17 protein-coding genes are annotated in these 19444 nt (G+C 34.4%); 7 read left to right on the forward strand and 10 right to left on the reverse strand.

Annotation, left to right across the window (positions count from 1 at the left end; all coding sequences use genetic code 11):
- The first annotated feature begins 208 nt into the window (after nt 1–208).
- The 4 genes from N4T20_RS06265 (at nt 209) to N4T20_RS06280 (ending at nt 5055) form a co-directional block, all read left to right on the forward strand.
- Nucleotides 209–2680 (forward strand): bifunctional UDP-N-acetylmuramoyl-tripeptide:D-alanyl-D-alanine ligase/alanine racemase, encoded by a 2472-nt coding sequence (locus N4T20_RS06265; RefSeq protein ID WP_260672222.1) that lies wholly within the window; start codon nt 209–211, stop codon nt 2678–2680.
- Between the two features lie 204 nt (nt 2681–2884).
- Nucleotides 2885–3262 carry a large conductance mechanosensitive channel protein MscL gene (gene mscL / locus N4T20_RS06270; protein WP_260672223.1) on the forward strand — a complete coding sequence of 126 codons (378 nt, stop codon included), beginning with the start codon at nt 2885–2887 and terminating at the stop codon, nt 3260–3262.
- A gap of 177 nt (nt 3263–3439) precedes the next feature.
- Nucleotides 3440–4429 carry an aspartate-semialdehyde dehydrogenase gene (locus tag N4T20_RS06275; RefSeq protein WP_260672224.1) on the forward strand — a complete coding sequence of 330 codons (990 nt, stop codon included), beginning with the start codon at nt 3440–3442 and terminating at the stop codon, nt 4427–4429.
- A 119-nt stretch (nt 4430–4548) separates the two neighbouring features.
- On the forward strand, nt 4549–5055 hold the full coding sequence (locus tag N4T20_RS06280) for an SMI1/KNR4 family protein (protein WP_260672225.1): 507 nt from the start codon (nt 4549–4551) through the stop codon (nt 5053–5055).
- A 66-nt stretch (nt 5056–5121) separates the two neighbouring features.
- Here the strand turns inward: N4T20_RS06280 and N4T20_RS06285 are convergent, their stop codons facing one another.
- From N4T20_RS06285 to N4T20_RS06300, 4 genes are all read right to left on the reverse strand, one after another.
- Nucleotides 5122–5439: a 2Fe-2S iron-sulfur cluster-binding protein gene (locus tag N4T20_RS06285; RefSeq protein ID WP_091490641.1), complete on the reverse strand. Its 318-nt coding sequence runs from the start codon at nt 5437–5439 to the stop codon at nt 5122–5124.
- Between the two features lie 60 nt (nt 5440–5499).
- Complete coding sequence (locus tag N4T20_RS06290) at nt 5500–5979, reverse strand: hypothetical protein (protein WP_260672226.1); 480 nt, start codon at nt 5977–5979, stop codon at nt 5500–5502.
- 215 nt (nt 5980–6194) lie between these two features.
- On the reverse strand, nt 6195–6434 hold the full coding sequence (locus N4T20_RS06295) for a NifU family protein (RefSeq protein ID WP_095929732.1): 240 nt from the start codon (nt 6432–6434) through the stop codon (nt 6195–6197).
- Between the two features lie 77 nt (nt 6435–6511).
- Nucleotides 6512–7642 (reverse strand): Mrp/NBP35 family ATP-binding protein, encoded by a 1131-nt coding sequence (locus tag N4T20_RS06300; protein ID WP_260672227.1) that lies wholly within the window; start codon nt 7640–7642, stop codon nt 6512–6514.
- Between the two features lie 418 nt (nt 7643–8060).
- On the opposite strand from N4T20_RS06300, the gene N4T20_RS06305 reads away from it, so the two are divergent.
- On the forward strand, nt 8061–9662 hold the full coding sequence (locus tag N4T20_RS06305) for a murein L,D-transpeptidase (protein WP_260672228.1): 1602 nt from the start codon (nt 8061–8063) through the stop codon (nt 9660–9662).
- A gap of 66 nt (nt 9663–9728) precedes the next feature.
- On the opposite strand, the gene N4T20_RS06310 is transcribed toward N4T20_RS06305, so the two are convergent.
- The 3 genes from N4T20_RS06310 to N4T20_RS06320 form a co-directional block, all read right to left on the reverse strand.
- A complete protein-coding gene (locus N4T20_RS06310) occupies nt 9729–12155 on the reverse strand; it encodes an ABC transporter permease (protein ID WP_260672229.1) in 2427 nt (808 codons plus the stop codon).
- 134 nt (nt 12156–12289) lie between these two features.
- The gene (locus N4T20_RS06315; RefSeq protein WP_260672230.1) at nt 12290–12997 is read right to left on the reverse strand and encodes an ABC transporter ATP-binding protein; all 708 of its coding nucleotides are present in this window, start codon (nt 12995–12997) and stop codon (nt 12290–12292) included.
- A gap of 172 nt (nt 12998–13169) precedes the next feature.
- Nucleotides 13170–14414: an efflux RND transporter periplasmic adaptor subunit gene (locus N4T20_RS06320; RefSeq protein ID WP_260672231.1), complete on the reverse strand. Its 1245-nt coding sequence runs from the start codon at nt 14412–14414 to the stop codon at nt 13170–13172.
- A gap of 159 nt (nt 14415–14573) precedes the next feature.
- On the opposite strand from N4T20_RS06320, the gene N4T20_RS06325 reads away from it, so the two are divergent.
- Both N4T20_RS06325 and N4T20_RS06330 read left to right on the forward strand, forming a co-directional pair.
- Nucleotides 14574–15938, forward strand: coding sequence for a sigma-54-dependent transcriptional regulator (locus N4T20_RS06325; RefSeq protein ID WP_260672232.1), 1365 nt, complete (start codon nt 14574–14576; stop codon nt 15936–15938).
- A gap of 145 nt (nt 15939–16083) precedes the next feature.
- A complete protein-coding gene (locus N4T20_RS06330) occupies nt 16084–17409 on the forward strand; it encodes a PAS domain-containing sensor histidine kinase (protein ID WP_260672233.1) in 1326 nt (441 codons plus the stop codon).
- A gap of 106 nt (nt 17410–17515) precedes the next feature.
- Here the strand turns inward: N4T20_RS06330 and N4T20_RS06335 are convergent, their stop codons facing one another.
- From N4T20_RS06335 to trmB, 3 genes are all read right to left on the reverse strand, one after another.
- Nucleotides 17516–17842 (reverse strand): MGMT family protein, encoded by a 327-nt coding sequence (locus N4T20_RS06335; protein ID WP_260672234.1) that lies wholly within the window; start codon nt 17840–17842, stop codon nt 17516–17518.
- A gap of 135 nt (nt 17843–17977) precedes the next feature.
- The gene (locus tag N4T20_RS06340; protein ID WP_260672235.1) at nt 17978–18616 is read right to left on the reverse strand and encodes a LysE family transporter; all 639 of its coding nucleotides are present in this window, start codon (nt 18614–18616) and stop codon (nt 17978–17980) included.
- 41 nt (nt 18617–18657) lie between these two features.
- A complete protein-coding gene (gene trmB / locus N4T20_RS06345) occupies nt 18658–19335 on the reverse strand; it encodes a tRNA (guanosine(46)-N7)-methyltransferase TrmB (RefSeq protein ID WP_260673095.1) in 678 nt (225 codons plus the stop codon).
- Between the last annotated feature and the right edge of the window lie 109 nt (nt 19336–19444).

The raw sequence follows: 19444 nt of genomic DNA on the forward strand, positions 1-19444 counted from the left end.
CAGTGATAGTCTTTTTAATCTTTGGCTAAAATTTTCACGCAGATTTGGCAGATCTGGCAGATTTTTTTTAAAAATTAATTCGTTTGAATTGGTGCAATTCGTGGTAAACCTAACTTTTTCTGCACTTTCGAGTAAACGGAATAATTAGTGAAAATTTGGGAAATTTGTGGCAAACCTTTTTTTAAATTTGAAAAAAAGAAATTTCTAAATGAGCATAAATTTAAAAAGCCTAGTTTCAGTTCTTAACGCCAAATGGATTGGCTCAAATGAAGCTGTTTTAATCGATCATATCTCAATTGACAGCCGTTCGCTTCAAAACGGCTCGAAAACTTTATTTTTTGCTTTGGCTGGCGTCAATAACGATGCTCATTTATTTATTCCAGATTTAATAGAAAACGGAGTTCAGAATTTTGTTGTACAGCATATTGCAGAAGGTTACCAGGATAAGGCTAATTTTTTGGTTGTCGAAAACACGCTTCATGCACTTCAAGGTTTTGCGGCATATTATAGAAATCTGTTTCATTTTCCAGTTATCGGAGTAACGGGAAGCAATGGCAAAACAATTGTGAAAGAATGGCTTAATTTCTTGCTAAGTCCTGATTATAATATTATTAGAAGCCCGAAAAGTTATAATTCGCAAGTTGGAGTTCCGCTCTCAGTAATCGGCATTAATGAAAAACACAATTTAGGAATTTTTGAAGCTGGAATTTCGACAGTTAACGAAATGATTCATCTGGAAAAAATAATTAAACCTACAATAGGCGTGCTCACCAATATCGGAAGCGCACATGATGAGGGGTTTTTGAATTTAGTGCAGAAGATTGACGAAAAATTGCTTTTGTTTAAAGATTGTCCGATTATAATCTATCAAAAAACGGAAATTGTAGAATCATGTCTGACTCAATTTGCAGCAGAATATATGATGCATCCTCGAAAGCTTTTTTCTTGGAGTTTTACAGATAAAAGCGCAACTGTTTTTATTGAAAAAAAAGAAAATAAGCACGACCATACTTTTATTCAATACCAATATAAAAACGAGATTTTCAATTTAGAAATTCCGTTTAACGATTCGGCTTCTGTTGAAAATGCTATTTCATGTCTGCTGGTTTTGCTGCATTTTAATTATGATCAGGAAACGATTCAGAATAGAATTCAGATGCTTTATCCAGTTCGAATGCGTTTGGAAGTAAAAAACGGAATTAACAATTGCAGTATTATTGACGATAGCTATAGTTCAGATTTTCAGTCGCTTAAAATTGCTTTGGATTTCTTAGAAAGCCAGAAGAAAAAAGGAGCTTCAAAAACTGTTATTTTATCAGATATTTTTCAAAGCGGGTTTACAAATGAAGAATTGTATTCTAAAGTGGCCCAATTAATTTCAGACAATAAGATAAATCGTGTAATTGGAATTGGACCAACGATATCTTCTTTCGCCGCTAAATTTCCAAATAGTGCCATGTTTGAAAATACAGCTGATTTTATTGTGTCAATCGATAATTTTAATTTCAACAATGAAACGATTCTGATAAAAGGAGCAAGATCTTTTGCATTTGAAGAAATCGTTTCGCTTTTAGAAGAAAAAACGCATGAGACCATTCTAGAGATTAATCTCGATGCCATTAGCCATAACTTCAATTATTATAAATCAAAATTGGCGCCAAGTGTCAAAATGATGGTTATGGTAAAAGCATTTGGCTACGGAAATGGCGGTTTGGAAATTGCTAAATTGCTGGAACATCATAAAGTAGATTATTTGGGTGTGGCTTTTGCCGATGAAGGAATATCGCTAAAAAACGGTGGCATAAAAGTTCCGATTATGGTTTTGAATCCAGAATCGACAAGTTTTCCATCTATGATTCAATATGGGTTGGAACCCGAAATTTACAGCTTGAAAGGACTGAATGCCTTTTTGAAAATTGCTCGCGAAAAGAACCTGAAAGATTATCCAATTCACATCAAAATGGATACAGGAATGCATCGTTTAGGTTTTGAAAACAATACAATCGATGAGCTGATTGCAACTTTAAAAGGCAACTCTACGGTTCGTGTTCAGAGCATTTTGTCTCATTTGGCAACAAGTGATGATCCTAATCATTTTGATTTTGTGAGACAGCAGATTGCATTGTTTGAAAAGCTCTCTTCACAATTAATGTCAGAATTAAATATTAACCCAATCCGACATACTTTGAATACTTCAGGAATTAGTAATTTTCCTGATGCGCAATACAGCATGGTGCGTTTGGGAATTGGATTGTATGGAGTTTCAAATGATCCTGCCGAACAGAAATATTTAGAAAATGTAGGAACTCTAAAATCCATAATTTCTCAAATCAGAACCATTCCTGCTGGCGATAGCGTAGGCTACGGACGTCGTTTTATGGCCGATAGAGAAACCAAAATTGCTACAATCCCGATTGGGTACGCAGACGGTATTTCGAGATTATGGGGAAATGAAGTGGGATATGTTACGATCAAAAATCAAAAGGCAAAAATAGTAGGCAGTGTCTGTATGGATATGCTGATGGTTAATGTAAGCCATATCGATTGCAAAGAAGGCGATTCGGTAATTATTTTTGGGGAAAGCCCAACTGTGATAGAGATGGCTGCAGCCTTAAAAACAATTCCGTATGAAATAATGACGAGCATTTCGCAGCGCGTTAAGAGAGTGTTTTTTAGATAATATTATTTCTGAATCATATAAGGGATATAAGTTCATTTTAAAAGACAAGTTTTCTTTTTTGCTAACCTTACGTTAATCAATTTCGTAACGTTTATAATTTCTTATATGGCTTATATGGTTTAAAAATGAGCGGGAAATAAGGTTTTTTTAAGGAAAAATGCGTATTTTCGATATTCATTTAATATTCAACTAAACAGGTCAAATATGGGATTTTTTTCAGAATTTAAGGAATTTGCAATGAAAGGCAACGTAGTCGATTTGGCTGTCGGTGTGATCATTGGAGCTGCTTTTGGTAAAATTGTAAGCTCATTTATTGAAGATGTAATTACGCCATTATTGTTGAAACCAGCTTTAGATGCTGCGCATTTATCGACTATTGAGCAATTAACAGCTTTTGGAGGTGTAAAGTATGGTGTCTTTATATCGGCAGTAATTAACTTCGTAATTGTGGCTTTTGTTTTATTCTTGATAATTAAGGGAATGAACCATGCTAAAAAGAAAGATGTTGCGCCACCACCTCCAGCTGGACCAACTCAAGAAGAATTATTGACACAGATTAGAGATTTATTGAAAAATAAATAAGAAATAATACCGCTACACTAAGTCTAATTTAACCGCCTTTTAATGAGGCGGTTTTTTTTACAAAATGTTTATTTTGTAACAATTTGTTATTTTTTGTGAATAGCCTTGTCGAGACTTTTATTATACTTACTTTTGCGTTACAAAATTAGATTAATTGACTTATTTAAAAATATAAAAATGAGAATTGCAGTTGTAGGCGCTACTGGAATGGTAGGCGAAGTAATGCTTAAAGTATTAGCAGAAAGAAATTTTCCTGTTACAGAATTAATTCCTGTTGCATCAGAAAGATCAGTAGGGAAAGAAATCGAATACAAAGGAACCAAATATAAAGTAGTAGGATTACAGACAGCTGTTGATATGAAAGCTGATATCGCTGTTTTCTCTGCTGGAGGAGATACTTCATTAGAATGGGCTCCAAAATTTGCTGCTGCTGGAACAACTGTTATCGACAACTCTTCTGCATGGAGAATGGATCCTACTAAAAAATTGGTAGTTCCAGAAATCAATGCTGATGTTTTGACTAAAGAAGATAAAATTATTGCAAACCCAAACTGTTCTACTATCCAGATGGTTTTGGCTCTGTCTCCTTTGCACAAAAAATACAACATTAAAAGAATTATTGTTTCTACGTACCAATCTATCACAGGAACTGGTGTAAAAGCAGTAAAACAATTAGAAAACGAGTACGCTGGAGTTCAAGGCGATATGGCTTACAAATATCCAATCCATAGAAATGCAATTCCACACTGCGACAGTTTTGAAGAAAACGGGTACACTAAAGAAGAAATGAAATTAGTTCGCGAAACGCAAAAAATCTTAGGTGACAATACCATCAGAGTTACGGCAACTGCTGTTCGTGTGCCAGTTGTAGGTGGGCACAGTGAAGCTGTAAACGTTGAGTTTACAAATGATTTTGATGTAAACGAAGTTCGCGAAATTTTGCACCATACAGATGGAGTAGTGGTTCAAGATAATTTAGATACATTTACGTACCCAATGCCGTTATACGCTGAAGGTAAAAATGAAGTATTTGTTGGAAGAATCCGTCGTGACGAAAGCCAGCCAAATACTTTAAATATGTGGATTGTTGCTGATAACTTAAGAAAAGGAGCTGCAACAAACACCATCCAAATCGCTGAATACTTAATTAAAGCCGGTTTGGTATAATCGAGAGATTAAATAAAATTGTTATAAAGGAAAAACCGTGATTGCAGTAATGTAATTACGGTTTTTTTGTGAGAAATGTTTTCAATAAATAGTAACTTAGCGGTTAAAATTTAAACGCTATGAATTTCGATAACTATAAAATAATCCCTAATTACAAAACCAATAAAACAGATCTTTTTACAGCTGATGAAGAAGATATATTGGCTTGCGAAAAAACATTAAACATAACTTTTGATAACGATTATAAAGAATATGTCCAAGAATATGGAAGCGGGATTCTTGGAGGAACTTACGTAAGGATCTATCTCCCTGAAACTATTGTTTTAACTCTCGAAGAATGGAAAAATCGCATTACGGAATATTGGTTTTGGGACGAAGGAAAAGAAGTTTTAACGAAAGAAGAAGTGCTTAATTCCATTCGAATTGGAGATACTTTTGATGGCGATGAAATTATTTTTCTAAACAATCAGTATTATATTCTGCCAAGATATAGCGAAATGATTTATAAAGCAGGAAATACATTGGAAGAAGCCATTTCTTGGCTGTGCTCCTCTGGAATTTTGACAGAAGCTTTTTCTGAAAGAGAATTTGAACCGTTTGATCCAAGTGGTTTGGGGGAAAATTAAAAAATTCCAAATTCCAGCAAACTGTTTTGTTGGAATTTGGAATTTTAAATATTTGGAATTTTATTTTTAGTATTCAGGAGCTAATTCCAGTTCTAAACCTTCTAAGTCTTCAGTAATTGGAATCTGGCAGCCTAAACGGCTATTAGACTTAACATAAAATGCTTCTGAAAGCATGGCTTCCTCATCGTCACCCATTTCTGGTAATGCAACATCATTTAGAACATAACACTGGCAAGAAGCGCACATGGCCATTCCTCCGCAGGTTCCTTCAACAGGAAGTTCGTATGCTTTGCATAACTCCATTATATTCATTGCCATATCGGTTGGAGCTTGCAATTCATGTATAACTCCTTCGCGATCTTTAATTTTAATTAATACATCCATTTTAATGATTGGAATTTTATTGCAGAACCTGAAAAACGTGTTCAGATCTGTTGTTTAATTTTAACTTTTTTCTTTTAAGCTAAAAGCATATTCTTTTCGATTGCCGTCTTTAAGACGCATTTTTACGCCAATTATATTTCCTCCTTTTTCTAATATCGTGATCATAGATATTACAGAGTAGTAATCTTTATCAGACTGGAAAATTAATGTTCCTTCGTATGTAGAGTTTAAAATTCCTTGCTTGTCTGTCTGCGCGCTAATTTTTCTCGGATGCGAAAAATCGGCAGAACTATAAGTTGCTTTATTTGAAAACTTTGCTTTTCCTTCGCAAAGGTCATACAAAAAATCATAATTGCCAATTCTTAGAGCGCCTTCTTCAGTTTTCCCATTCGTAGAAAAAATAATTTGTCCAGAATATTGGAAATCTGACCATTCTTCAGATTCATTTACCCAAGCTTTGTCAGCAAAAAGTGTTTGGCCCTGTTGTGCATTTACAGCGCTTATAAAAAATAATAAAAAAAGAGCGTAAAAGTTTCTCATAAGTTTAAGATTTAAGGGTTATGTTGACAAATTTAAGTTAAAATTGTAACAATTCCTTAACAAAAACTCTTAAATCTTTGCGTTGTTTTTTGAGAATGTTGCAAAAAACGTCTTTTTTTTAGCGTTATTTTGATGTTTTCTTAATTAAACAACAAAACACGTATTATTCTTGTTAAACTGCAAAGGTTCTATTTTCAAGAAAACATCGTTTTTTGTTACATTACATTTACCACGGTTTCGATCTGTGGCGCATATTTTTTTATTGTTGTTTCAACACCTGCTTTTAATGTCATTTGATTAACACTGCAGCTAATGCAAGCTCCTTCCAAACGAACTTTTACGTGTTTGTCGTCTTCAATAGAGATTAATGAAATATCTCCACCGTCAGATTTTAAGAATGGTCTTATCTCATCTAAGGCCAATAGAACATTACTTGTTAACTCTTCTGTTGTCATAATATTTATGTGTCAATTATGAAAAAGTGCCAATTAGAGAGTTTAAACATTATCTAATTGGCAAATTATCTCATTATCTAATTTTTCTTTACTGCAGAGCAGCCTGCCATTGTTGTAATTTTGATAGCTTCAGTTGCAGGCAGACTTTCGTTTCTGTTTACTGTTTCTTGTACAACATTTCTAGTAATTCCTTCAAAGACTTTTTCTATTGGAGAAGCGGTCTGCAATGCTGCTGGGCGGCCATAATCTCCTGCTTCGCGAATAGATTGTACAATAGGAACTTCTCCTAAAAACGGAACACCTAAATCTTCAGCAAGGTTTTTAGCGCCTTCCTGTCCAAAGATGTAATATTTGTTTTCTGGCAATTCTTCTGGTGTAAAGTAAGCCATGTTTTCAATAATTCCTAAAACAGGAACATTGATGTTATCTTGCATAAACATTGCCACCCCTTTTTTAGCGTCGGCAAGTGCCACTGCTTGTGGAGTACTTACTACAACAGCTCCAGTAATTGGAAGCGATTGCATGATAGAAAGGTGGATATCTCCCGTTCCAGGAGGCAAATCAAGAAGCATGAAATCTAATTCTCCCCAATCGGCATCAAAAATCATTTGGTTTAATGCTTTTGCCGCCATTGGCCCTCTCCAGATTACAGCTTGGCTTGGCGCTGTAAAAAATCCGATAGAAAGCATTTTGATTTCGTAGCTTTCAATTGGTTTCATTTTTGACTTTCCGTCTACTGTTACAGAAACTGGTTTTTCGTTCTCAACATCAAACATAATTGGCATTGAAGGACCGTAAATATCAGCATCCAAAACTCCAACTTTAAAGCCCATTTTTGCCAGTGTAACAGCTAAGTTTGCGGTTACAGTAGATTTTCCTACTCCTCCTTTACCAGAAGCAACTGCAATAATATTTTTGATTCCAGGAATAGCACGGCCTTTAATTTCTGGCTTCTCTGGAGTTTCTACTTTAATGTTTACTTTTACTTTTGCATCAGGAGATATTAAATCGTGAATTGTTTTTCTAATATCGTCTTCTGCTCTTTTTTTGATGTGCATAGCAGGCGTATGCAATACAAGGTCCACAACAGCTTCGTCTCCAAATGTAATCACATTGGTTACAGCACCGCTTTCAACCATATTTTTTCCTTCTCCAGCAATAGTGATGGTCTCTAAAGCTTTTAGAATTTCTTTTCTATCTAGTTTCATTATAATGGGCTTTTTTTATTCTCCAAAATCAATCTTATAAGATTATATTTATTTAAACTGATTTCAGGGTGCAAAGATAACAGATTAAGTTCGGAAATTAAGCGTTTTTGAATTGTAATTATTGATATTGAGATTATTCAAAATTATTCAATATTAATTTTTATTGAAAATCATAATTAAGAATGATAGCCGCAATAATGCTGAAGAGAAAAGTTTCCCGATTTAAATGAATATTTTTTTACGTAAGTTTTCTCTCGATTAAATAAAATTCTCACAAAACTTCGCTATATTTGATTACCCAAATCGATGATTGCCAGACATGAAAAAAAATATGTGAAAACTAAGTTTTTTTAAAGTATTTATTGGGTTTTCGGTATTTTTTTTAAAGTTATTTCTACCAATTTAAAACTTTAAAAATATGCGAAATTTTACTTTTTCTTTAATTATTGTTACAGTCAGTTTTTTTGCATTTTCATTCAATTCATTTTCAGACAATGCCAAAAGCAAGGCTGATGTAACAAATCGAAAAGCTGTTGCGGTCATTACTCTCGATGCGGCTTCGATTAATGCCTTTTTTAAAAAATATCCCAAACTTAAAAAATATCAGAAAGATGTTGAGGGGATTTATAAAGCCAAAGACTATAAATCTATTTGGTATGATGATAAAAGCATCACCGAATTTGGATCATTATTGTATCAGAAAGTCAACGTTCTGAAAGATCAGGGAATTGAAAGCAAAATGCCTTATAAGGAAGACATTGATGAGGCTTTTAATGAGAGTGCTGCCAATAAGCCATCGCAGCTTGATACCGAATTGCTACTCACGAGTATGTATGTGTTTTATGCGAGCAATGTGTATTCTGGCGTTGACCCTGCGACATTAAAAAAAATAGGATGGTACCTGCCTGCAAAATCTATTTCGTATGCACACATTTTAGATTCGTTGATGGTTGATTCAGATCGATTAGATAAAGATGACAATCTCTTATTCAGCCAATACTACAGACTGAAAGATGCTCTGAAAAAGTATCGTAAAATTGAAACCGATAATCTATGGCAGAAAATTACAATTGATAGCGCCACTTTTAAAGATTTAAGACCAGATGATACTGCAATTGCGATAAAACAGATTAGAAATCGTTTGTTTGTGGTTGGGGACTTAAAAAGAGATTCTGGAAGCGATATTTATGATGAGGAGCTGATGGCGGGAGTTTTAAATTATAAAAAAAGATATAATCTAAAAATAAATTATGCTATAACGAGAGACCATATCAATCAGATGAATGAACCGATTGGCAAAAGAATCAGAACCATCATGCTGAATATGGAAAGATGCCGATGGATTCCGACCAAATTGGCTAAAGCAGATGAATATATTATGGTTAATATTCCTTCATTTAGGCTGTTTTATGTTAAGGACGGAAAGTATGATCTTGTTTCGGATATTTTTGTTGGGAATAGGCTTAGCGAGACTGTAATTTTTAGCGGCAATATGGATCGAATCGTTTTTAGCCCTTATTGGTATGTGCCGACAAGCATTATCCAAAATGAATTGAAACTTCAGATTGCAAATGATAAAAATTATCTGGCAGAACATAATATGGAATGGAATGGGGGGAAAGTGCGACAAAAACCTGGACCAAAAAATTCTTTGGGATTAGTAAAATTTATGTTTCCAAATCCGAACGATATTTATATGCATGATACGCCTGCAAAAAGTTTGTTCGAATTTGAAAAACGTACTTTTAGCCATGGCTGCATAAATGTGAAAGAAGCCAAACAGCTTGCATTGCATATTTTAAAAGATGATCCAGACTGGCCAGTAGATAAAATTGAGAGCGCAATGAGCGGTGAGAAAGAAACAACCTGTATGCTTAAACGCAAAATTCCGGTTTATATAGGTTATTTTACCTGCTGGGTTCAGGACAATGGAGAAGTCAATTTTTTTCCAGACGTATATGACCGCGACCAAAGTTTGGATAAGCTGATTTATAATGATGCGGTAACGATGAAAGATTAAAAAATAAAAGCCCGACGGATTTTACTGAAATCTGTCGGGCTTCTTTAAAAAAAATGGTCTACAAGCTTATTCGTATTTTAGATATTTTAAAACGTCTATTCTAGTAACCTGAAATGCTTTTGTTAAAACAATTATTAAAGTTAAAATCAAAAGAGAAATCAGGGCAATTACAAACGGAATGGTCGATATTCCAATTCTAAAAGCAAAATCCTCAAGCCATTTCTGCAATAATATATAAGCAGGAACAATTCCGATTCCAAATCCTATTAAACAGAAAACAATATATTGTTTCGATAATTCTTTTAAGAGTATATCGGTTTCAGCTCCTAATGTTTTTCGAATGGCGATTTCTTTCAATCTTCTCTCCATCGAAAATGATGCCAAAGCAAACAATCCAAATACAGCAATTACAATTACAACCAAATTTAGGATAAAAAACAGGTTTTTTTGCTTCACCTGTTGCTCATAAGTTCTAGCGAATCCTTTGTTAACAAATTCGTAGTCAAATGGATAGTCTGGGTTTACGTTTTTCTCCCAATATAATTTCAATTTTTCTAACGTTTCTGTTAAATTATTTGGAGAAACCTTTACAAGTACGTTATTAAAGTTGTTCCATTTTAAAGTTTTTAAGTTGATGAATACCATTGGAGGCACTTTGTCCTGAAGCCCCGTAATATTGAAATCTTTTACAACCCCTACAATTTTAAACTTCAAGTTGCCTTTTTCATTCCCCCATCCAGATGATATGATTGTATTTATCGGATCTTTAATATTAAGCGTTTTCACTAAAGTTTCATTCATAAGCATACTGCTAATGGTGTCTGAAGCATATTGAGGAGACAAGTCGCGTCCTTTTACGATTTTGATTTTCATCATTTCGAGGAAACCGAAGTCCATTTCGACATTTCTTGGCTGTACAAAAATATCATTGTGTTTAAATCCAGAACTCGAGTTGGTGCTTCCTCCGAAGGAACCCGCAAAGGCAGAAACATCCAAAACGCCAGGTATTTTTTTGATTTCCTGTTTGGCAGTTAGATAGTCGTCTGTTCGTTTAAACCTGTCAAGACTGTTAAATGGAATTGAAATTACCTGATCTCCACTGAAACCTAAATCTTTTTCCATCATGTAATTGACTTGAGAATTGACAATTAGAGCTCCGATAATAAAGAATGCCGCAATTCCGAATTGAAAAATAAGCATGGAATTTCGAATCCAGATGCCGCTTTTGCTTCGTGAAAAATTTCCCTTCAAAACTTTTAAAGTTTCAAAATTTGAAATATAAATGGCAGGGAAGATACCCGCAAAAATGATTACTAATCCAAATATTAAAACAAGCTGCAGGTAAAATTCGCCGCCATTTATAGTCAGTGTTTTGTTTAGGAAATTGTTATAGTACGGCAATGAAAGCTCCACAATTGCCAAAGCAAATAAAATAGCCAGCGTTACAATTATAGCCGTTTCAAAAATAAATTGAGCAATAATCTGATTTTTAGAAGCGCCTACAATTTTTCGCACTCCAACTTCTTTTGCGCGTTTTATAGCCGATGCCGTTGCTAAATTGATGTAATTTACGAGTGATAAAACTAAAATTAAAACAGACAAACCTAGCATGATGTAAAGCAGTTTTAGATTGCCATAGCCCTCAGGGAAGTTTTTACCGCCAGAACTTTTTGTGCCATGCAAACGAGATGTTTTCAGCTGATCTAAAATCACTTTTACTTCGCCATTTTCTTTTACGTATTGCTCAACACTTTGTCCGCTTTCTTTAGCATCTTTTACTGTTCTGTTTACAAAAACGACATTTTGCATTTTTTTTACAACAAGAGCAGGATCTACACCTTTTTTAATTTTGACCATCAAGCCATAATTGAAATTTCCCCAGCTGTTTAGGTCTCCTTCTCTTTTTACGCCGCTAAAAACGTAGGTAGGCTCAATAGATGAAGGCTTAATTAAGCGATAAACCGACTTAACAGTATAAATGTTGTTCTTGTATGAAATAGATTTCCCGATAGGATCTTCATTCTTAAAAAGCAGTTCGGCTTGTGCAGTAGAAATGGCTACGCTGTTTTTTTCTTTTAAAATATTCTGTTTAGCGCCTTTTACAATTTCGAAAGGAAAAAAATCGAAGAAATTTTCGTCAGAAACTAAAATGTTTTTAGTTAGCAATTTTTGATCTTTATATTTGATCACTTCTTCGTCGTACCAGTTGTTCATGAAGCATACTTTGTCAATTTCTGGTATGCTGGCTTTGCAGGTTTCTCCAAACGGAATCGAGTTGGAAGCCCAAATGTCTCCCGAACCAATTTTGTTAAGAACCAGATAAGAATTTTCTTTTTCCGGATTCCATTGATCGTAAGAGTGCTCATTATTCCAATAAAGGATGGCAAAAATGACAGCAGCAATTCCGATGCTTAGCCCCAGAACATTTAAAAACGAAAACAATTTGCTTTGCTTTAAATGATATATAAATATTTTAAACCAGTTAAAAATCATTTTGATGTATATTTTTTATAGTTGATATGGCAGTTTTTTCGAAAACCTTTCGGTCTTAAATCGTAGTAAATATTTTGCAAACCAGTTCTACCAGAACTACAAGTGCAGTAACAATAATTTTAATCATCACTTTATTATTTAGCGTCCATAAAAACATCAACATTTCGTTGATTTAACTTTTCAGAAAATATAACTCCATCTTTCATATGAATAGTTCTTTGAGAAAAAGAAGCATCATAATCAGAGTGGGTAACCATCAAAATGGTAGCGCCTTTAGCGTGTAAATCGGTTAAAAGTTCCATTACTTCATTACCATTTTTACTATCTAAGTTTCCTGTTGGCTCATCGGCCAAAATTATTTTTGGATCATTTACCAAAGCTCTTGCAACGGCAACTCTCTGCTGCTGTCCTCCAGAAAGCTGTTGCGGAAAATGTTTCAGACGATGAGAAATATTTAGCTTCTCGGCAATAGCCTCAATTTTCTGTTTTCTTTCAGAAGCTTTTACGTTGTTGTAAAGCAATGGCAGTTCGATATTGTCATAAACAGAAAGCTCGTCGATTAGGTTGAAGTTTTGAAAGATGAAACCAATGTTTTCTTTTCTTACCTGCGCTCTTCCTTTTTCTTTCAGCCCAATCATTTCCTGACCCAATAAGGTATAGCTTCCGCCACTAGCACCGTCAAGAAGACCGATGATGTTTAGTAAAGTTGATTTTCCACAACCCGAAGGCCCCATGATGGTTAGAAAATCTCCTTTTTTTATTTCTAGGTTGATACCGCTCAAAGCAGCAGTTTCGATTTCTTCAGTTCTAAAAACTTTGGTTAAATTCTGAATTGCGATCATAATTTTTTAAGGTTTTGAAATGTTGTTAAATACGTTTTTTGATTGATGATTGAAATGATGATTGTGTTTTGTTTTTGTTTTTGTTTGTTTCAGGTTTCAAGTTTCATGTTTTTTTTCGTTTGCATTAACCTGAAACCTGAAACTTGAAACCTGAAACCTGAAACAAAACAAATTATTCTTTATTTAGTGCAAGCTCTTCAATGTCTTTATAATCTGTGTAAGAAGAAGTAATTACAGATTCACCTTCCTGCAAGCCATCTAAGACTTCATAATAAGAAGGATTCTCTCGTCCTAATTTGATATTTCTTCTCACGGCTTTGTTTCCGTTTACTACAAAAATCCATTTTCCTGCCGCTTCCTGATTAAAAGCCCCTCTTGGAATAACTAAAGTTTTATTCTTTTCAGATAAAATAAGTTTTACGCCAAAACTAAGCCCGTCCTGAAGCACAATATTTTCTTTAGAAGCAAAAGCCAATTCTACAGTAAAACGTCCTCCTTTAACCTCAGGAATCACTTTAGTCACGATAACTTCAAGATTTTTGCCTTTAAATTCTACTTGACCTTTTAAGCCTTCTCTCAGTTTTTCCAGATAAAACTCATCAACTTCTGCTGTCAATTTGTATCCTTTGTTAGAATCGATTTTTCCGATGCTTGCGCCTGCCTGGAAAGTTTTTCCTAAAACAGGTTCAAAAGAAGTCAATCGTCCTGTTTCGGGCGCTGTGATTAAAAAGTTCTTTTTGTTGTTTCTAAGAATATCCAAACTCTTTTCCATAGTCTGAATCGAACGGTTTATTTGCGAAATCTGAACCTGATTGCTTTGTTTTTCTTTTTGAATGCTCTGCTGAATTGTTCTTTTGCGTTCTTCTTGAAAACGAAGGCTTTCCTTAAAAGTATTCCAGTCATTTTTAGAAATTACATCTTTCTCGTACAGCTTCGCATTCATGTCGTACAATCTTTTTGCATCGTTGTAATCATGTTCGATCAAAACTAAATCTTTGTTTAAGTTTAGTTCCTGATTTCTGATGTTTAATTTCCCCGTATTCAAATTGTTGATTTGCTCAATAATAGCAGTCTCCTGAGTCAGGTAATTTAATTCTGTATTCGGATTATACAAACGAGCCAGCGATTGCCCTTTGGTCACCATTGCGCCATTTTCTACAAAAATCTCTTTTACAGAACCGCCTTCGGTAACATTTACCAGCATAACATTCAAAGGTTCTACTTTTGCTTGAAATACTACAAAGTCTTCAAAAAAAGCTTTTTCTGCTTTTTGAATTACCAATTCGTCTGCTTTTACATTTAAAGTTCTTTTGGTATTAAAAGCAAAAACCGAGATCGTCAGCAAAACTAAAAAAACAGCAATTGCTATTGCGAGATATCTAAATTTTTTATTTTTACGAGGAATTATCGTGTCCATTTTTTTAAATATTTTACTGATAATCAATAGGTAAATACTGTGCCATAAAATTTATTTTCTGTAAAGCATTGATTTTAAAGAGGCTTTAAAAAACATCAAAAAAAGCAGTGTCCGATAATGAACAGTTGACCGTTCGGAAGCGGACAGAAAAAATACCACATGAGAAAAAAACTAGCCCAAATATTAGTTGTCGACGATCAGGAAGAAATTCTTTTTTCTGCAAAAATGATTCTCAAAAAGCATTTTGAAACCATTTTTACAACTAATAGCCCTAAAAAAATCATTTCAATTTTAAGCGAAAATGAAATAAATGTGGTTTTGCTGGATATGAATTACCGAATTGGTTTTGAAGACGGACGCGAAGGAATTCATTGGCTGAAAGAAATCAAAACGCTTTCGCCACAGACCATTGTAATTTTGATGACGGCTTTTGGCAAAATTGAAACCGCTGTAGAAGGCATTAAAATTGGAGCTTTTGATTATGTCCTAAAGCCTTGGAACAACGAAAAATTGTTGGAAACAATAGATAAAGCTGTTGCTGAAAGCAGAAAAAATAGTAAAAAAGCAATTTCAGAAAAAGCAGAGAAGACCGAGAAGAAATATTTTGTCGGGACTTCACCAAAAATAAAACAAGCCTACTCTGTTGCCGAAAAAGTAGCCCGAACAGATGCTAATGTTTTGATTTTAGGCGAAAACGGAACAGGAAAATATGTTTTTGCAGCATTTATTCATCAGCATTCAGATAGAAAAAATCAGCCTTTTGTGCACGTCGATTTAGGTTCTCTAAGCGATAATCTGTTTGAAAGCGAGCTTTTTGGTTACGTCAAAGGTGCTTTTACAGATGCTAAAATAGATACTCCTGGGCGTTTTGAAAATGCATCGAACGGAACTATTTTCTTAGACGAAATAGGAAATATTCCGTTGCATCTTCAAGCCAAACTGCTTCATGTTTTACAGACTAAAACGGTAACGCGTTTGGGCGAAAGCAAACCAAGGCCACTCAATGTTCGCGTTATTGCAGCAACAAATAGCGATATTAAAACCGAAGTAAAAAATAAGACTTTCCGTGAAGATTTATTGTACAGAATTAATACAATGGAAATAAATCTTCCGTCTCTTCGCGAAAGAAAAGAGGATATTGTCCCAATGGCAAATTTTATTTTAGAACAGATTGCTGAAAAATACAATCATGGTTCCGAAAATTTGGGATGGCATTTTGAAGATAATGCGGCATCGTATCTGGAAAAATATCCTTGGAAGGGGAATGTCCGCGAAATGGAAAACAAAATTGAACGCGCTTTAATTTTGGCTGAAAACAATACTATCTCTGTTATGGATTTGGATATTTTGGACTTTGAAGAAATTCAGGAAAATGATGAAAATCCGTTATCGGAAATGGAAAAAGGTGCAATCGAAAAGGCGCTTTTCAAACATAATGGAAACATCAGTAAAACTGCAGAAGAACTTGGCTTGTCGCGCGCTGCGTTGTACAGGAGGATAGAAAAATACGATTTGAAAAATTAGAGAAAATGAATAGCGTCCAGCTTTAGCTGGATGACCATATTGAAATGAGGTTTTCGGCTTTAGCCAAACATAAAATTTTGGATAAAGCCTATTTCTATAAATAATTTATCTCTTCAGCTAAAGCTGAAGGCAATTCAAAAAAATAATGAAGAATTGGAAGTTTTATAATGCGCTGTTCATAAGAGTTGTGTTTGTAATGGCGCTCTTTCTTTGCAGTGTGTTATTGTTTTACAAAGGATTTCGATTCAATGGTATTCTGGCAGGGGTTTTTGTTTTGATTTTTCTCTTCGAAATGTATTTTTTTGTCAAAAATCAATTGCTATTTTATGATAAAACCATAAACTCCATTTTGCACAACGATTTTTCTGCTCACTTTCCGGAAGAACATAAAAGAGATAATTTTAATAGTCTGTATCTTTTGTATGACACTTTAAAGGTTCAGAAACAAGAGCAGATTTCCAAAGAGTTAATCTACCGTTCGATTTTGAACAGTATTGACACCGCTGCTTTAATCTTAGAAAAAGAAAATGATAATTGGTCTGTTTTTATAATGAATGACTGTTTTTCGAAGCTTTTCAAAGTGCCCAAAGTAAGCCATTGGCAGTACCTTAAAAACTATCTTCCGAGTTTGTGCAGTGAAATTGAAAGGGTTGGTTTTACAGAGCTCAAAACAGCTATTTCTATTAAAATTGAAGATCAAGACCTGCAGACTTTTATGCTGCAGACTTCGCATACTCAAACTTACAATAAAGAGTATTTTATCATTTTGCTGGACAGCATTCAGCGTGTAATCGAGAAAAAAGAAAAAGAAGCATGGATTAATTTAATGAAGATTATTTCGCATGAATTGATGAATTCGTTAACGCCCATTCGCGCGCTTTCGCAGAATCTGCTTCATATTGTAGATCAGGAAGAATTGGAGGAAGATGATTTTGAAGACATCAAAAGCAGTATTTCGACAATCATAAATAGAAGTGATCATTTACAGTTTTTTGTAGAGAATTATCGTAAGCTAGCAATGCTTCCAACGCCAAACAAGCAAATGACGCCAATCAATGCTTTGTTTGAAGATTGTCTGCGAATTATGAGTCCAATCTTGAAAGAAGAAAGAATAGAATTGATTAATGAAATTCATAGTTCCCGTTCTATTTTGATCGATAAAAATCAGATGGAACAAGTGATTATCAATTTGATTACCAATAGTATTCATGCTTTAAAAGAAAAAGCAGAGAAGAAATTGTTAATCTCCAGTTATACCGAAAATAACCGCTTTTTTATTGTGATTGCTGATAACGGAAAAGGAGTTGATGCCGAGATTCGAGATAAAGTTTTTCTTCCGTTTTTCACCACCAGAAAAGACGGTGCGGGTATTGGATTAACGCTTTCTAAAAATATTATCGAAGCTCATGGAGGTTATCTAAGCTATCAAACCGACGAAGATAAGACGAGTTTTGTGATTTGTTTGATTTAACTAGATGGGTAATGAAAAAACGTTGTCACCCTGAGCGAAGTCGAAGGGCTTATTACTTGAGTGGGCTTCGACTCCGCTCAGCCTGACAAATGAGACATGACTGTTTTTAAATTTCAACTTCAGGTTTCCAAAAATGCTTTTCAAAATCCACAATCTGATTGTTGACGACTTTTATGCCTTCGTTTTCTAAAAGCTGCTGCATTAAATTGGTTCCATCAAAATGATGTTTGCCTGTCAAGAGCCCTTTTTGATTTACCACCCTATGCGCAGGAACATCATCCATATTATGGCACGCATTCATTGCCCAGCCCACCATTCTTGCAGAACGAGCTGTGCCCAATGCTTTTGCAATAGCACCATAAGAAGTTACTTTTCCAAACGGAATTTGTCTGGCGATTGCATAAACTTTTTCAAAAAAATTCTCTTCTGCCATGATTATTTTGACGCAAATTAATTGAATTATGAGGATTTTAAAATTACTATTTATCTGCTAAAATCTGCGGAATCTGCATGAAAAAATTTAAGAGCCACAGGGAAAGAATCCTTTTAATCAGTGGCTGAAAAAAAATTAACCGAAATAGTAGTTTAAAATATTGAAAAGTGTTGCAACGGCAACTAAACCGGTAATTGTCCCGATAATAGTATTCATGTTTCGCATGAAGTAATCGGTTTTCTTTTCTATTCTTCCAAAAAAAGCGATGTAACTGTACAAAATTCCAAAAGCGCCTAGAACAGAGCCTAATACAAATGTTAAGATAATGGAGTTTTCGAATATAAACAGTTTGTACGAAGCCAATGTTACGCTTACGACAACATAGTACGGAATTGGAAAGAAATTCAATCCAGAAAGCAGCATTCCGAGGAAGAAACGGCTTTTTTTGCTGCTCTTTTTGATTTTCGTTTTTTTCTTTGCTATCGGATCTTTAGCAAAAAACAAAAAATAAATGGTTAAGATCGAAAAAATGACAAAGCCAACTTCGCGCAATAGCGTTACAACATCTGGACGATTGTCTATTACACGTGCAAATAACACTGCGACATAAGCCTGAAAAAAAATAATCAAAACAGCACCGATTACAAACCATAATGCGTTCTTTTTTCCTTCTTTCATTTTTATTTTAGCAGCTGTCATATTGAGTAATCCTGGCGGAATAGTCCCGATGGCTGCGGCAATAAAGCCCGAAAGTAAAGGAGTAAGGTAGGTCATTTAGCTATTAAATCGGTTAGATAAAGGTTCCAAAATTAAAGTTAGTCTTTAATTTTGAAACGAATATACGTAATTGCCTTATTAATTTCTAAATATTGTTTTTCGTAAAAAGTCTGAATAGAAGTTACAACTTCAGGGCTTCCTTCGTTTTTATAAACATTATGATTTGCGTACAAAACTTCGTGACCTTCACCATGAAGCAATCCAAGTGTGTAGCCGTGCATGAATTCGCTATCGGTTTTAAGGTTTACAACACCGTCTTTTTTCAGGATTTTTTTGTACAGTTTTAAGAACTCAGAATTAGTCATTCTATGTTTGGTTCTTTTGTATTTGATTTGCGGATCTGGGAAAGTAATCCAGATTTCGTCTACTTCGCCTTCAGCAAAAATATGATTGATCAATTCGATTTGAGTACGAACGAAAGCCACATTATGAAGTCCGTTTTCTACCGCAGTTTTAGCTCCACGCCAGAAACGGGCACCTTTAATGTCAATTCCGATAAAATTTTTGTCTGGGTATTTCTCTGCTAATCCAACAGAGTATTCTCCCTTTCCGCATCCTAATTCTAAAACTAATGGATTGTCATTTTTAAAGAAATCAGCATTCCATTTTCCTTTTAAAGGCATTAAATCACCTACAACTTCTTCTCTAGTTGGCTGAAAAACGTTTTGAAATGTTTCGTTTTCTCTGAATCTTTTTAGTTTATTTTTACTTCCCACTTTTACAAAAATTTTCGGCAAAATTAAGGAATATAAACGAATGAAAATAGCGTAATTAGATTTAAAAAGTTTTCCGCCACGAATTCACGAATTTTATTTTAAAAATAGT

Origin of the sequence: Flavobacterium sp. TR2, from assembly GCF_025252405.1 — a bacterium.
In the GTDB taxonomy this organism is placed as follows: domain Bacteria; phylum Bacteroidota; class Bacteroidia; order Flavobacteriales; family Flavobacteriaceae; genus Flavobacterium.